At 62.1% G+C, this 14,350-nt stretch carries 13 protein-coding genes; 5 read left to right on the forward strand and 8 right to left on the reverse strand.

The window, feature by feature from the left end:
- Positions 1 to 265 precede the first annotated feature (265 nt).
- From LDJ84_RS12195 to ppk2, 3 genes are all read left to right on the forward strand, one after another.
- The gene (locus LDJ84_RS12195) at positions 266 to 658 is read left to right on the forward strand and encodes a hypothetical protein (protein WP_024763328.1); all 393 of its coding nucleotides are present in this window, start codon (positions 266 to 268) and stop codon (positions 656 to 658) included.
- 146 nt (positions 659 to 804) lie between these two features.
- The gene (locus LDJ84_RS12200) at positions 805 to 1,257 is read left to right on the forward strand and encodes a PaaI family thioesterase (RefSeq protein WP_024763329.1); all 453 of its coding nucleotides are present in this window, start codon (positions 805 to 807) and stop codon (positions 1,255 to 1,257) included.
- Positions 1,258 to 1,545: 288 nt separating this feature from the next.
- Entirely contained in the window at positions 1,546 to 2,463 is a 918-nt protein-coding gene (gene ppk2 / locus LDJ84_RS12205) for a polyphosphate kinase 2 (RefSeq protein WP_084359054.1), read from the forward strand.
- Positions 2,464 to 2,532: 69 nt separating this feature from the next.
- Here the strand turns inward: ppk2 and LDJ84_RS12210 are convergent, their stop codons facing one another.
- Positions 2,533 to 3,768, reverse strand: coding sequence for a tetratricopeptide repeat protein (locus LDJ84_RS12210; protein ID WP_226046389.1), 1,236 nt, complete (start codon positions 3,766 to 3,768; stop codon positions 2,533 to 2,535).
- A gap of 260 nt (positions 3,769 to 4,028) precedes the next feature.
- Here LDJ84_RS12210 and LDJ84_RS12215 point away from each other — a divergent pair, with 260 nt between their 5' ends.
- Complete coding sequence (locus LDJ84_RS12215; protein ID WP_024763330.1) at positions 4,029 to 4,742, forward strand: hypothetical protein; 714 nt, start codon at positions 4,029 to 4,031, stop codon at positions 4,740 to 4,742.
- A gap of 372 nt (positions 4,743 to 5,114) precedes the next feature.
- Here LDJ84_RS12215 and LDJ84_RS12220 read toward each other — a convergent pair whose 3' ends face one another.
- The gene (locus LDJ84_RS12220) at positions 5,115 to 6,032 is read right to left on the reverse strand and encodes a hypothetical protein (RefSeq protein ID WP_024763331.1); all 918 of its coding nucleotides are present in this window, start codon (positions 6,030 to 6,032) and stop codon (positions 5,115 to 5,117) included.
- Positions 6,033 to 6,268: 236 nt separating this feature from the next.
- Here LDJ84_RS12220 and LDJ84_RS12225 point away from each other — a divergent pair, with 236 nt between their 5' ends.
- Positions 6,269 to 6,826, forward strand: coding sequence for a hypothetical protein (locus LDJ84_RS12225; protein WP_196912642.1), 558 nt, complete (start codon positions 6,269 to 6,271; stop codon positions 6,824 to 6,826).
- 156 nt (positions 6,827 to 6,982) lie between these two features.
- On the opposite strand, the gene LDJ84_RS12230 is transcribed toward LDJ84_RS12225, so the two are convergent.
- From LDJ84_RS12230 to pobA, 6 genes are all read right to left on the reverse strand, one after another.
- Entirely contained in the window at positions 6,983 to 8,014 is a 1,032-nt protein-coding gene (locus tag LDJ84_RS12230; RefSeq protein ID WP_226046390.1) for a sensor histidine kinase, read from the reverse strand.
- Complete coding sequence (locus tag LDJ84_RS12235; protein ID WP_226046391.1) at positions 8,011 to 8,649, reverse strand: hypothetical protein; 639 nt, start codon at positions 8,647 to 8,649, stop codon at positions 8,011 to 8,013. Before LDJ84_RS12235 ends, LDJ84_RS12230 begins: the two co-directional genes overlap by 4 nt.
- Before the next feature lie 158 nt (positions 8,650 to 8,807).
- Positions 8,808 to 9,983 carry a catalase family protein gene (locus tag LDJ84_RS12240; protein ID WP_226046392.1) on the reverse strand — a complete coding sequence of 392 codons (1,176 nt, stop codon included), beginning with the start codon at positions 9,981 to 9,983 and terminating at the stop codon, positions 8,808 to 8,810.
- Positions 9,984 to 10,338: 355 nt separating this feature from the next.
- Complete coding sequence (locus LDJ84_RS12245) at positions 10,339 to 12,249, reverse strand: di-heme-cytochrome C peroxidase (RefSeq protein WP_169887829.1); 1,911 nt, start codon at positions 12,247 to 12,249, stop codon at positions 10,339 to 10,341.
- 183 nt (positions 12,250 to 12,432) lie between these two features.
- Positions 12,433 to 12,789: a hypothetical protein gene (locus LDJ84_RS12250; protein ID WP_226046393.1), complete on the reverse strand. Its 357-nt coding sequence runs from the start codon at positions 12,787 to 12,789 to the stop codon at positions 12,433 to 12,435.
- 366 nt (positions 12,790 to 13,155) lie between these two features.
- Positions 13,156 to 14,340 carry a 4-hydroxybenzoate 3-monooxygenase gene (gene pobA / locus LDJ84_RS12255; RefSeq protein WP_193452354.1) on the reverse strand — a complete coding sequence of 395 codons (1,185 nt, stop codon included), beginning with the start codon at positions 14,338 to 14,340 and terminating at the stop codon, positions 13,156 to 13,158.
- Positions 14,341 to 14,350: the final 10 nt, after the last annotated feature.

Consider the following 14,350-nt stretch of genomic DNA (forward strand, 5'->3'; position numbering starts at 1 on the left):
TTCCCGCCGGGCCGGCCTTGCCTGATGTTGGCCTGTAGTCATTCACTTTGTCGGAGCGCCTCTGCCGATCCGCGTCGTCAGCCTTTTTCCGTCATCCGTTTCCGGGCTGTAACCGGCATTTTAGAGCGCCCCGGATCTGTAACTTCGTGCTTACTCAATAGTCGGTGTCTTACAAAATACAGACTGAAAACTTGAACTGCTTCACATAAACTCGGGTCTTCCGTTAGCGCATTTCGCTCTACCCGCAGCCGTCAGAAGTAACCCCATGGAAAACCACAGTACCCCCCTGGGTCCGGTTCCCGCTCATCTGGTCCGTGAAGCCGTGGCCAAGAAGACCGGCCTGGGATGGGTGGTCGAGTTCAACGTTGCCACCTGGCTCAACCTGGCTGTGCGCGACGACACCGCTGTAGCCCTCAAGATCAGCTACCTGGACGGCGACAAGCCCCGCGAAGTGCTGGTCGACAAGGGCAGCATCTTCGGCGCCCAGCGCATCCTGCTGTGTGGCATCGCCCGCCTGGGGGTGAACCAGAAGCTGGAGTCCATGAGCCTGTCGCTGGAAACACGCTCGCCGATCCAGTCGCTGCTGGTAGAGGAACTCTTCGTCCAGGCCGTCGAGCGCCAGAGCGAAAAGAAGAGCGGCACCCGCAAGGCGCGCTGACCACCCGTGGCGAGGGGCGCCGGTGGGGCGCCTGAGCGCTGCAATCGACGGGCATTCCCGCCGTGCATGAAGCTTCGCCGGGCTTGCGATCCGCCGGTCGGAGCGGGGAATATCGCCTGGCCCCACTCGTTGCACCAGGAAGCCCCATGCCCCTCGATATCGAACAGCTCAAGCTCTACACCGCACACCGTGGCATCGCCATTCCCATGCTCGACCTCCTGCAGTTCCGCCATGCCCCGGCGGAGGACGGCAACGGCCCCGGTCGGCTGGTAGTGCGCGTCGAACCGCAGCACGTGAACGGCTGGGCCAACGCCCATGGCGGGCTGATCATGACCCTGCTCGATGTCGCCATGGCCCTGAGTGCCAGCGATGCCGACGAAGCCGGCCGCGGCGTGGTGACGGTGGAAATGAAGACCAATTTCCTGCGGCCGGGCGGGGAAGTGGGCGAAGTGCTGGAAGCCCTTGGCAGCGTCCGCCACCACACGCGCTCCATCGCCTTCTGCGAGGCCGAGTTGCGTAATAGCGCGGGCGTGGCCGTGGCGTCCGCCTCGGGCACCTTCAAGTACGTCAACAAGCCGCGCCCGCTGGCTGACGCCTGAGCATTTTCCTCCCCGCATAGTCACTTCCCCACGGCCGCGGACGGATGTTCGCGGCCTTTTCCCCGGGCTGATAGCGCTTCGATACCAGCACCGCTCGGCGGCTCGGCGTGCGTTCTTAAGATCTTCTTAATTCATCGGGTGTCCTATCAAGGGACGCTCTAGCACGGGCTTTGCAAGAAACTTCTTTCACTGGTTGTAATGAATTCGTCATAAAGCGTGACTACATTTTTCTGTCATGAAAGTGTCACTCAATGTGGCTGAGCCAGTGACGGCACAAGGCAACCCACCATGCTGCTCGATGACAAGAACTTCCCACGGCGCGTCCAGCGCGACCTGCAGGACGACCGCGACGAAGAGCTCGAACTCGAACTGTTCGACGAACTCTACGATTTCGAAGGGCTGCGCCACGGCAGCCTGCAAACCCATGAAGAACGCCTGGCGCGCCAGCGCTACTTCCACACCCTGTTCAGCCTGCAGGCCGAGCTGGTCAAGCTGCAGAACTGGGTGGTGAAGACCGGCCACAAGGTGGTCATCCTCTTCGAGGGCCGCGACGCGGCGGGCAAGGGCGGCGTGATCAAGCGCATCACCCAGCGCCTCAATCCGCGCGTGTGCCGGGTCGCCGCGCTGCCCGCGCCGAACGACCGCGAGCAGACCCAGTGGTACTTCCAACGCTACGTCTCGCACCTGCCGGCGGCGGGGGAGATCGTCCTGTTCGACCGCAGCTGGTACAACCGCGCCGGGGTCGAGCGGGTAATGGGCTTCTGTACCGACGGCCAGTACGAGGAGTTCTTCCGCAGCGTGCCCGAGTTCGAGCGCATGCTGGTGCGGTCCGGCATCCAGGTCATCAAGTACTGGTTTTCCATTTCCGACGAGGAACAGCACTACCGTTTCCTCAGCCGAATCCATGATCCGCTCAAGCAATGGAAGCTCAGCCCCATGGACCTGGAATCGCGCCGCCGCTGGGAGTCCTACACCAAGGCGAAGGAAATCATGCTCGAGCGCACCCACATCCCCGAGGCGCCCTGGTGGATCGTGCAGGCCGATGACAAGAAGCGCGCACGACTGAACTGCATCAGCCACCTGTTGAGCCAGATTCCCTACCAGGAAGTGCACCTGCCCGCTGTCAGCCTGCCCGAGCGGCAGCGCCACGAAGGCTACCGCCGGCATCCCACGCCGCAGGAGTTGCAGGTGCCGGAAGTCTACTGACCGGCCGCGGGCGCTTTCGCAGGATGGCGGGGAGTCGCGCCACCGGCGCGATTCGCACTCGGGGATCAATCACGCCAGGCTGCGCACCGTGCAGCGGCCGTCCGCGATGGCGTCGCAGAGGAAGTACGGCATCCATTCCTCCCAGTGCCCCTTGGCCACTGACGATTCGTAACGGCACAGCAGCGTGCCTTCGGCTTCGAACAGGCCCCAGGGCTGCAGCTCGCCGTCCTTCAGCTGGCTCGGCACCTTGATGCCCTGGTAGCTGACGTTGCAGCCCACATGGAAGGCTTCCATCCGCCAGCGCACCGGCTCGTGCGCGGGGAAGGGCTGCGCCTCCAGGAAGCCGAACAGTTCGTCATGGTTCAGCAGGCTCTGGCGGATGGTCGGCCACAGGCTGCGGCGCAGGAAGTACTGGTCGGCGAAGCGCGGATGCGCCTTCTCATCCTTCAGGTACTGGGCGATGAGCTCGCGGATGCCCGGCAGGTTCGGGTTGTGACAGCCAGCCCACATGCCCGCCAGCAGCAGTTCGGTGTGGCTGAAGTAATCGCGCATGTGGTGATACCAGTAGCCACTCCGCAGCCACGCCTCAACGGCCGCCCGGTCGCGTTCGGAGAGCAGCGAGTCGGCATCGCGCACCTGGAAGCGCGAGACTTCGCGGTCCTCCATCACCAGGAAGCGCCACATCGTCGGCGGGATCGAAGCGCGTGTCGCCGCGTCCACCAGCACCACCTGCGCCCCGGCTTTCGCCAGGCGATCCAGCACCGTCGGCGGCACCGTGTCGTCCACGTAGAAGCGGCAGCGCCATTGCGGGAACAGCTCGCGTGCGGCTTCCACGTTCTTCAGCGCGCTCTCGCAATAGCGGGGGCGGGCGCCGAACAGCGAAAACACGATCAGGTTGCGTTCCGGGATTGAGCCGTCAAACGGCGGGGGCGGCGCATCGGGCAGGGGATAGGCGGGGAGCTGGCCGTACTTGCGATCCGCCACGCTGAGCGACAGGTTGCCGTAGCGGCGCACCAGGTCTTCCCGCTTCAGCCAGCCGCAAACCTCCGTCAGCCCGTCCAGCGCGGTGTCCGGCATCCTCTCTTCGCCCAGCGTATTCAGCAGCTTGAGGTAGGTCTTGTAGGCCTGTTCGTAGTCTTTGGTGCGCATCAGGCACAGGGCGTAGTCCGTCAGCAGCGTCGGATTGTTCGGCGAGAGCTGCAGCGCCTGACGCGCCACGTCGCGGCCCTGGCGGTAATTGCCTGCCGCCAGGGCGGCGCGGAAGGTGGCGGCCAGCTTTTGGAACTTCTTCTCGACGGCAGACATGCAGAAACTCTCCAGGGCAGGAGGGCGGCGGGTATTTCTGCCCGGAATGAGCAAGCTCGCGCGCCCTCGATTGCATGGAGCGCAAGGCTAGGGAGCGGGGGGAGCGGGCTCTATCGGATATTTCCTGCCCGCGGCGGCGATAAGTACGAAGTCTCCTCCGCGCCGCCGCTGTCTCCCGGCTAGCGGTGATATCGGCCCGCCACTATTCTTTGCCGGCAGGAAAGCCATCGGGCCCTGAAGCCTTGTCAGCGGGTGATCGAATGAATCGAATCGGACTGGCGAGCCTGCTCGCCATGCTTGTCAGCGCAGCGGGCCTTGCCGGCGAGTTCGCCAGAACGGACAAGGGCTGCCTGGTTCAGGACTGGAACGCCCAGCGCTCCAATCCCAGCTACATCTGGTCCGGCCAGTGCGTGGGCGGTTTCGCCGACGGCAAGGGCATCCTCCTGTCGCTGGTGGACGGCCAGGTGTTCTCCACCACCGAGGGCACCCTGCGCAAGGGCAGTTTCAACGGCCCCGCGGTGATCCAGTGGGCCAAGGGCGACCGCTACGAAGGCGAGTTGCAGAACGGCACGCTCAGCGGCCACGGCACCTATCGCTACCCGAATGGCACCACCGCCAGCGGCGTGTTCAGCAACAGCCAGTTGGTGCAGGCCGATGCCCCGGCTGCGCCGGCCGGTGGCAGCCAGAGCGCCGGTGGCGCAGCGGTTTCCGGCGAAGTCGGCTCCGTCGACCTCACCGGCGGCTGCCAGGCAGCGCAGCAGAAAGGCCAGGCCTACATGGAACGGCTTGGCCAGCAAGCCAACAACCAGGACCTTGGCATTTGCGGCTCCGCCAGGGCGATGCACAAGATCGGCGAGATGACCGTGCGCGTCGCCGAGCTCTGCCATGAAATACCCACCTGGACGCAACTGCGCGACGAAGGCCAGCGCATCATCCGTGAAAGCCAGGAAACCATGGACGGCTCCTGCGGCTGAGGTCGCCATGTACTTAGGATGGATTGGAGTGCTGCTCTATCCATCGCCGTTGCGACTGCTGTTCCGATGATTCGCCGGAAGGTTCGTTCCTGCCGGAACCGGCCGGGCAATTGGCCTCTTCTGGAAGGGCTGCGCAGCTCTCCCCATTCCTGGCTGCGGAAGGGAAAGGGTTGATCGTGCAGGTCCGGACGGACGCCGGTTCCTTGCTTGCGAACCCACTCGGCGCCCCATTGAAAAAGCCGTCCCGAGGACGGCTTTTTCGTCACTGCGCCAACCGGCCGCAATCAGTGCCAGAACAGCGCGATCAGGATGATGATCGGGATTGGAACGCCGAGGAAATACAGAAGGATCGAGCGCATGGTGTGCCTCCGGTCAGTGGGCAGGACGGGACTGCGTGGAATGCAGCGTGCGGGTATTGGTCAGCAGCACCACCGCATCGCGGCGACGGCCACCGTGGATGGCCAGGAAGCTGGCGAAGAAGGCGCCGCAGAGCAGGGCCACGAACATCCACAACGCCGAGGCGGCGGCCACCTTGCGCGCGGTATCGGCCGCTTGCTGTGCTTTCAGCTTGGCCTGCTGGGCCGCAGCGAATACCTGGTCGATGCGCTGCTCGGCTTCCGCCTGGCTGATCTCGGTACGCTGCGAAACCACGCGGGCGAGATAGCTGCGATCGTCCGCGCTCAACTGCCCGTCGGCCAGGCCGCGCAGGAAGATGCGCGTGGCGATGGCATGGGCAGCGTCGTCACTGACGGCCACCGGGCGGTTATCGCGGAACAGCATGTCGATGAAGTACGCCGAGCCGTCGTCCGTACCACTGGCGCTGGTGTTCGAACTCGCGGTAGCGGCGGTGGTGGTTGCCGCAGAAGCCCCGGCCTGCAGGCCACCGCCGACGATATTGCTGACCGAGCCCACCACCAGCGTCGCGGTTACCAGCGTCGCCACGGCCCAGGCGAGGAAGCCGTGCGCGGTGTCGCGGAAATACACCTCGTCGTCATGCAGCGTTGCCCAGCGCGCGCGCAGGCGCCCGGCGATGTAGCCACCCAGGCCCGAGGCGAGGATCTGCGTCAGCATCAGCCAGACGATGGTGGAAACGCCTATCTGCTTGAGCGTCGCGCCATCGCCCGGCCAGGGCGACACCGCGGAAAAGCCCAGGCCGAAGCCCAGGATGATCAGGATCAGGGACAGCGCCGCCGCCCCGGCGGCTCCGGCGAATACCGCCGCCCAGGACACCCCCGAATGGTCGGTGGTATCCACGGCAGTGGTGGCGTAGGCATCGGTCGTTGTAATCATTGCTGACTGCTCCGTGAAAGAGAGGTGGAAGCCTCCGTCTTTCCGCTGCAGCGGCTATGCCAGGTGTAACAAAATAATATTTCTAGTCTAATCAATGGCTTGGAAAATTTCGGCGGCCGATGGCCATGCAGATTGCAGGATCGGGCCCGCGCAGCGCCGCAGATTGCATGCTCGGGGAACGGCTGGCTTATAGTTCCTGCTACCCCAGCCAACGTACCTGACAGAGCAGGGCGCCCATGACCCTCGAACCCACCACCCTGCTATGGGGCGCTCCCGTGCTGATGCTGCTGGGCGGCTACCTGCTGACCCGCTGTATCGGCCGGTTGCGCCGCATCATCTTCCCGGCCGTGCGCCAGCGCTGGGCCGACGCCACGCGCCCGCAAACGGTCGCCTTGCCCCGCGCCGGGCGCTACGTCATCAACATCGTCTTCCCGGCCTTCACCGTGGTCACCGGCACCGCCTATTTCTCCGCCGACTTCGCCATCACCGCCCGCGCCTCCGGCCAGCCCGTGCCGTACCAGCGCTATAGCCGTTTCAACCTGTTCAGCGTGCGGCGCAGCGACATGGGCGGCAACTCCAGCAACCCACTGGGCGAGTTCAGCTGCAGCGAACCCGGCGATTACCAGGTCACCTGCCTGACCCCGGAACACATCCGCCCCGGCTTCCAGTTGGAAGTCTCGCCCCATGTCTCGCCGGCTACCTTCGTCCCGCTGATCCTCGGCACCATCCTTTCGGCCGCGATGACCATCGGCGGATTGGTCTTCACCGTCCTCAAGCTGACCGGCCGGCTCTGAATCCGCCTTGCATCGAGGCAGCGCCTTGGCCGCCCATCCTACGAACGGTATTCACCGGCAACACCGTAGGGCGAATAACCGCGAAGCGGTTATCCGCCGCCACGCCCCTAATAGTTAAGCGGTCTTCAGTCAATCATAAAGAATTCTATTATATATTTAGCCGGAGACGGCTTCCTTTAAAGATAATACAAAAGAATTTCTTGCAAAACTTTGATTGATTGTTGGTTTCCCTGCGGTGAAATTCAGGGTGGCTCCATTTAGTGTCGCCATTGCCTTTGCTAAGTAGAGTCCGATTCCAGTTCCATGCAGATTGTTCGCGATTGCGCTTTTTCCAGAAAATCCCTCGTCGAAAACTTTTTGCTGCTCTTCTTGAGTTACCGCAAGGCTTTCCATTTCGAATCGAATGTCTATATAGCCATTGTGATCTTCAGTGGTGAATACATTAAAAGTGCTGTTGCGCATGGTGTATTTGGCGGCATTCTCGACGAGGTAGTATATGCAGGCGTGTATAGAGTCATAGTCAAAATTTGCCTGCAGTCGTGTGCGATCCACCGATACCTTGACTTTTTTGTCTAGAAACTCTCCGAAGAAAAGATAAAAAACGTTCATTAACACTCTGTGGATGTCGTGGTTTTCCTTTTTTATCGACTCTATTTTTCCTGAAAGCTTTTCGAAGGCGGAGTATTCTGCTTTTTGCGCAGCTTGGTGTTTGAGTATTTCTATGATTGCTTTTGCTGTTTCATGCGGTTTTTTCTCTATTTCACCTTCAATGTAGTTAATGGTTTCTTTGGGGTCGGATAGCATTCTGTCTTGACCTACAAGATAGAATATTTCTTGGCTGGTTTTTGCGGTTAAGCTTTTTAGGTTGTGAATAAGTCTTCTGGTTCGCTGCTCTGCTTGTCTTATAGATGAGTCAATTGTTGCTGCGGCTGAGAATACCGAATTAATGTCTTGATCCATTAATTTCTTGCTGTTTACTCTGTCTGTATTCTCTGAGGCGGCAATAATTGTATATTGATCCCTTTGGTACCTGGCTATTCGGGTTTTTCTCCCGCCTATTTTAACTACCCGAGAGCCAGAGTCAGGCAGTTCGGCTTGTACTTTCAAAAGCTCGTCTAGAAGTTGGTCGATGAGAGGGTCGGTGCGCTCTTTCGACCAAAGAGTGACTTTTAAGGTTTGAGAAATCATTTTTTCAAAACTTTAACTATTGTATCTTCAAAACGAACTGGTTCGGCAGTTTTGGGTAGGCTGTAGTCTGCAGCCTGTAGGGCTTCGTGGAAGCGCTCGCCTTCTTCTTGGGCTGAGTAAATAATGACTTTTTTCATAGGGTGTCGACGCTTTATCGCTGAGGCGAGACCTAATCCTTCTTCTGTATATTGCATTGCCTTCCCTACGCCTTGGATGTCGACAAAAATCACATCGGCTTCGGTGATTTCTGGCTGCTCTAGAGATGTCGCATCTATGATTATATTTGTATACGACCATCCCATGTTTTTGAGGATTCCAACAATCTTGAAGTCAGTGTCATCATCTATAAAAAGGATTCTAATTTTTCTTTTGAGTTCGACTATGTCTAAGTTATTTGTGCTTGCGTCCGATTCTTTTTGTGCTGTTGGGGTAGTTTCGGTGAGATTAATTGTCACCATCTGAGTGTTGGTGTTGGTGTTGGTGTTGGTGTTGGTGTTGGTGTTGGTGTTGGTTTGTGTGGCTTGAGCTGGTGTTGTGTCCCCTGTCTTTTTCTTGAAAAAAATCACTGATCCAATGGCTATAAGTCCTGCGATTAGAGATATGATTTTTTCTGATGTGTCTAGTGTGAAGTCCAATTTTTTCTCCTTCTTTCTGTTCTTTTATGCGTGCTTGTGTAATTTTTAAAATATTCTCTGCTGTGTTTCTATCCGAGTAAGTTGGCTCAAAACGTCACTCGCTAAATAGGGTCGGTGAGCTCGTTCAAGAGCTACTTCATAAGTTCTTTGTCGTTAGATTAATAGCTGTTTCTGTAACTCATTCCCCACCCCCCCCCATTGCGCTGATGCCGATAAACACTCACCGCCTCATAAACCGCCTTCCGCAACCGGTTGATCCCGCCAATTGGCTGGTGCTCCGGCAGGGCATGCCACGGGTTGTAGGAGATGTTGTCGCAGGCGAGGTTCTGCTCGCGGCTGTCGAAGTCCTGGGGCGGGATGCTGACGGTGGCGACGGTCTGGAAGGGGGCGTCGGATTCGCTCCATTCGACGCTGGTGTCTTCGATGGGCATGTACTTGCTCGGGTCCTGTTTCTGCACTTGCAGGGCGAAGCAGGCGGGTACGCGGTCGACCGAGAGTTGCTGGTACATGGCGGTGCGCAGGAAGTTGGGCAGTTTTTCGTTGAGCTTGGGTAGCTGGTAGGCCGGGCAGCCTTCGGTCTGCGGGATGACGCGGAACTTGATGTTGTTCGCCTCGCCCAGCTTGTACGGCGCGATGCCGTTGTAGCCGGTTTCGAAGGGGCTGTCGGGCGCGGGGGCGAGGGTCTGCAGGGCGATGACCAGGTGGCGGATTTCCCAGGTGCTGGGCTTCCAGCTGGGGAAGAAGGCGGCGACCTTCTGGCCGCTGGCCTGGGCGGCGAAGTTCTGCCGGTATTCGGCGACGTCGCGGACGAAGAACACCGGGTGGTTGAACATGACGAAGTCCTGCTCGGTGTCGTGGCCCTTGCCGGGCATCAGCTTGGCGCCGGGGACGTCGAGCAGTTTGATGGCCATGCCGCGGGCGTCGCGGGCGCTGTCGAACTGCGGGTAGGCGTTGCCGTTGGAGAAGCGGACCATGGCCTCCCACTTGTGGCCCGGTTCGGCAAACACGCCCTGGCGCAGGCCGGGGGCGATGTCGCTGGCGACCGTGACTTCGGCCTTCACGCAGCCGTGGGCCTTGGCGTGGGCATCACGCAGCACGCGGGTGTTGTCGCGGTGCTGTTCGACGATGCGCACGGCGTCTTCGATGATGGCCTGGGTGAGCTGGGCTTCGCCCGGCGGGATTTCTTCCTGGGCGGAGACGGGGCCGGAGAATTTCCAGGCGTAGTAGAGGCTGCCGATGCCCCAGCCGAGCAGGCCGATGGCAGCGATGGCGAGCAGCAGACGGCCGAGCCATTTGCCGAGGAAGAGCCAGATTCGGGTGAGCAGGGAGCGCATGGCACGGGGTCCTTTGGTGTTTTCTTTTTTTGGAGGGGATTCCGTTCCCTGGCCCGTGCGGGCTGGCTGTGGAGCGTTTCCCTCTCCCTAGCCCTCTCCCTGAAGGGAGAGGGGATGGGGTCGGTGTTTCGGTGGTGCTTGGGAGCGGGCGGCTGGCCCTCACCCCAGCCCTCTCCCAGGGGGAGAGGGGGCGGATCGGTGTTACAGGTTGCTGCGGAGCCTAGGGTTGCCTGTAGGAGCGAGCTTGCTCGCGAACCCGCTTCACTCTGGAGCGGTGGGGAGTCTGTTCGCGAGCAAGGACTAGGCGTCCCCCTCGGTCCTACAAAAAAACAAAAGACAGTTCAGCGCTGGCCGGTCATTCGCACTTTGGCCCGGGCGTCCACGCTGGGGTGGGGACGTTCGGGTCGAGCTTGCTTTCGTATTCGGCGTTGCCCAGCACCTTCAGGTATTCCACCAGCGCCCAGCGTTCTTCCGGCGACAGGGCGCGGCCGATGACGCCGTCCTGGCGGCAGCCGTCGCGGAATTCGTGGCCGCGGTTGCTGTTGCCGGTGACGCTGGTCTTGTAGAGGAAGCCGCCGGGGAAGCGCTCGGTGCGATAGCCGGCGAACTTGGGGTCGTACTCGAAGCTGCCGACCCAGAACTGCGCGTCGCGCTCGGCCACCGGGGAGAGCATCTGGAACAGGTTGGGCACCGAGCCGTTGTGCAGGAAGGGCGGGGTGGCCCAGATGCCGTCCAGCGGGCGGGCCTTGTAGGCGCGCAGTTCCTGCACGCCGATGGGCAGGCCGTAGCCGTTCATTTCCTGCTGCTGTGGCTCGCTGATGTGCGCGTCGCGGTAGGCGCGCTGCTCGACGAAGGCGGTGACGTAGGCCAGGCCCTTGGCGGCGGAGATCTTCGACAGGTCCAGTGGCACGTCGCTCTGCGGGTAGAGGTGGACGTTCATGCCCTGCAGCTCGTCGGTCTTCAGCTTCAGCGCGCGGATGTCGAAGGTGTGGTCGGCGATGTTGTCGGCGGTGGTCGGGTCGGTGCCGATCTCTTTCGTGGACACCAGCTTCATGCGCCACTCGGGCACGCGGGCCGGGGCGATGTAGTCCTTGGCTCCGGGCTCTTTCACGTGCGGGCCGTGGCAGTAGACGCAGTTGGCCTGGAACAGGGCGCGGCCCTGGGAGGCTTTCTTCAGGTCGATCTCGCCGAAGACGTCTTTCGGCCAGGCCGGCGGCTTGAGCTGCTTGAGGGTTTCTTCGAGGGTGTAGAGGTCGCGCAGGCGCACGCTGGAGGCGTAGCGCTCATCGCCCATCACCGGCTTGCCGTCGCTTTCGAACAGGCGCAGGGTGGCGCCGACGCCAAGGGCTTCGCCGATGTTGCGGGCCATGGGCTGCATGGCCGAGCCGTTCCACTGCACCCAGTCGAATTTCCAGATGTCCCACACCTGCGGGTAGTTCACCGGGGCGTTGGCGACGCGGTAGTTGGAGGCGTCGATGCCATCGCCGAACACGCTGTTGGCGATACGTCCGAAGGCGTCGGCGCGGCCGGGGCCTTCCAGGGTCGGGTAGAGGCCGCGGTGGGTGTCGTTCCAGGCGGTGGAGACGAGGGTGCCGAGCACGTTGCGCACGTCGCGCTTGAGCGCGGCCTTGCCCTTGGGATAGCGGTCGCCCAGTACGCCCTTGGCGAAGCGGTCGAACTTCCACGGCACGTAGTAGGTGGAGGCGAGGCTGGCGCCCAGCGCCTGGCCGAACGCGCCGCCGCGCAGGGTGGGCACGGTGGAGGCGATGGAGTGCATGGCCGCGCCGCCGTCGATGCGGATGGCGGTGCCTTTGTAGCGCAGCTCGCCGGTGTGGCAGGCGGAGCAGGTGATGTCCAGGTACCAGGCGCCGGTCTCGCCGTCCTGGTGGCGGGCAAAGCCGACCGGCAGGTTGCCGGGATTCTTTGCGGTGGCGGCCAGGGTGTCGTCAGGGGCGCGGCCGATCTGCTCGGGCTCGATGAGGAAGCCGAAGCGCGCAAGGTTTTCCGGGGAGGCGAACTTGTCCTTGTTGAAAGGCTGCTCGAGGTGGGTGAACCAGTCGTAGCGCAGGCCTTTCACCTGGGTGCCCTGGGGCGTGTAGTAGTAGGTTTCGCGGTCCTGTTTGGACCACTGCTCCTCGAGGTGGATCATCTTCTGCGGCGGAGTGTATTCCGGCAGGTTGGGATGCGCGGTGTACCAGGCGATGAGGCCGCCGACGAGCAAGAGCAGCAGCAAAATCGCCAGTAGGACGCGTCCGAGAATGCGCATCGAAACTTCCTTGTTATGTGTGCGAAAAACATTCGGACGTTTATGCCAACTGCGTGACGGATTGGCAAGGTGATGCCGCACCGAATTCAGGGTTTTTATGGCGGGTTACGGGGTGTGGCGGGGAGTTTCCGGATATACGGAGAGCGGATGTGCGGCGGCAGCCATCGTCTTTCAGGCAAGCGCCTAAGTCGCGGGGCGCAGCTCCATCAGCAGGCTCAGGCAGATCACCGCGCCGATCAGCACGCCGACCACGCTGGCGATGATCAGCGGCCAGCGCAGGCCGGGGCTGTCCTCTTCGTCATCGGGCAGGCGCGCATGGATGGCGGGCCAGAGTTCGTCCGGGGGCGGCAGTTCCGGCCAGGGTTCGTCGCTGGGCGGTGGGGAAGGGTGGCCGGCGAGCTGGTAGAGCAGGGCGATCATCCAGTCCAGCGCGGCGATTCGCGCGGGGTGATAGCGGTCGGCGTCGGTCCAGACGTGGAGGAAGGTGTCGACCAGCAGGGCGTCTGCCTGTGTCTGATCGGCCTTCAGCTTCAGCGCCAAGGGGTAGAGGCGCGGGGCGGTGCAGCGGTACAGCGTGGCGAAGGCGCGCGCGTCTCCGTCGCCGCTTTCGGCGAGCAGGTAGCTGAGGAAGTTGGCTTCGTCCGGGTCGATGACGGCCTCCGGCGGTGTCGCGGCGAGCGATGTGGCTGGAGGGTAAGGATAGATCGCGATGCTTTTTGTAGGAGCGAGCCTGCTTGCGAACAGTCGTGCGAGTGGGTTCGCCTTTGGGGCGGTTCGCGAGCAAGCTCGCTCCTGCCCGATCAAGAGCCCCTCACCCTAACCCTCTCCCGCGAGCGGGAGAGGGGAAAGCATCGGTACGAACAGCCAGGGAACGACGGTTGCTCCTGCAAGCTCGGTGAGTCGGCACTAAGCCACGTCCTCGAACGGCAACCCGACATAGTTCTCGGCAATGGTCGTGCGCCCGGCCTCGGAGCCGAGGAAGTAGTCCAGCTCGGTCTCCAGCATGCGCCGGGTGAAGGCGTCGCTGTCGGGGAACTGGTGCAGCATCGAGGTCATCCACCAGGAGAAGCGCTCGGCCTTCCAGATGCGCCGCAGGGCAATCGGCGAGTACTGCGCCAGCAAGTCGGTTCGGCCGTCGGCGTAGACTTTCACCAGGATGCGATGCAGCGCGTCAACGTCACTGGCCGCCAGGTTCAGTCCCTTCGCGCCGGTGGGCGGGACGATGTGCCCGGCGTCGCCGACCAGGAACAGCCGGCCGTACTGCAGCGGCTCCACCACGAAGCTGCGCAGCGGGGCGATGCTCTTTTCCAGCGACGCCCCGGTCACCAACTGGCGCGCAACGTCTTCGGGAATACGGCGTTTGAGCTCGTCCCAGAAACGCCCGTCAGACCAATCCTCCACCTTCTCATCCAACCCTACCTGCAGGTAGTAGCGGCTACGGGTGGCGCTGCGCTGGCTGCACAGGCTGAAACCGCGCTCGCTGCTGGCGTAGATGAGTTCGTGGCTGACCGGCGGGGTGTCGCTGAGCAGGCCGAGCCAGCCGAAGGGGTAGACGCGTTCGAAGACGCTCAGGCGCTCGGCGGGAATGCTGCGCCGGGCCACGCCGTGGAAGCCGTCGCAGCCGGCGATGTAGTCGCAGTCCAGGCGCACGCGTTCGCCCTGATGGGTGAACGTGACGTAGGGCTTGTCGCTGGTGACGTCGTGCAGCTCCACGTCAGTCGCTTCATACACGCTCATCGCGCCGCTGGCTGCGCGGGCCTGCATCAGGTCGCGGGTGACTTCGGTCTGGCCGTACACCATCACCTGCTTGCCGCCGGTGAGGGCCTTGAGGTCGATACGCTCGCGGCGGCCGTTGAGCACCAGCTCGAAACCGTCGTGGAGCAACCCTTCGGCGTCCATCCGCGCGCCGGCTCCGGCTTCGCGCAGCAGGTCGGCGGTGCCCTGTTCGAGTACCCCGGCGCGGATGCGGCCGAGCACGTAGTCGGGGGTCTGGCGTTCGAGAATCACGGTGTCGATGCCAGCCTTGTGCAGCAACTGGCCAAGCAGGAGGCCGGCAGGGCCGGCGCCGATAATGGCGACTTGGGTCTTCATGGCGTGGCTC

Origin of the sequence: Pseudomonas sp. HS-18 (genome assembly GCF_020401845.1) — a bacterium.
Lineage (GTDB): Bacteria > Pseudomonadota > Gammaproteobacteria > Pseudomonadales > Pseudomonadaceae > Pseudomonas > Pseudomonas nitroreducens.

Coding starts and splice junctions, on each gene's coding strand:
- LDJ84_RS12195 (WP_024763328.1), top strand. CDS start 266: ATGGAAAACCACAGTACCCCCCTGGGTCCGGTTCCCGCTCATCTGGTC.
- LDJ84_RS12200 (WP_024763329.1), top strand. CDS start 805: ATGCCCCTCGATATCGAACAGCTCAAGCTCTACACCGCACACCGTGGC.
- ppk2 (WP_084359054.1), top strand. CDS start 1,546: ATGCTGCTCGATGACAAGAACTTCCCACGGCGCGTCCAGCGCGACCTG.
- LDJ84_RS12210 (WP_226046389.1), bottom strand. CDS start 3,768: ATGTCTGCCGTCGAGAAGAAGTTCCAAAAGCTGGCCGCCACCTTCCGC.
- LDJ84_RS12215 (WP_024763330.1), top strand. CDS start 4,029: ATGAATCGAATCGGACTGGCGAGCCTGCTCGCCATGCTTGTCAGCGCA.
- LDJ84_RS12220 (WP_024763331.1), bottom strand. CDS start 6,032: ATGATTACAACGACCGATGCCTACGCCACCACTGCCGTGGATACCACC.
- LDJ84_RS12225 (WP_196912642.1), top strand. CDS start 6,269: ATGACCCTCGAACCCACCACCCTGCTATGGGGCGCTCCCGTGCTGATG.
- LDJ84_RS12230 (WP_226046390.1), bottom strand. CDS start 8,014: ATGATTTCTCAAACCTTAAAAGTCACTCTTTGGTCGAAAGAGCGCACC.
- LDJ84_RS12240 (WP_226046392.1), bottom strand. CDS start 9,983: ATGCGCTCCCTGCTCACCCGAATCTGGCTCTTCCTCGGCAAATGGCTC.
- LDJ84_RS12245 (WP_169887829.1), bottom strand. CDS start 12,249: ATGCGCATTCTCGGACGCGTCCTACTGGCGATTTTGCTGCTGCTCTTG.
- pobA (WP_193452354.1), bottom strand. CDS start 14,340: ATGAAGACCCAAGTCGCCATTATCGGCGCCGGCCCTGCCGGCCTCCTG.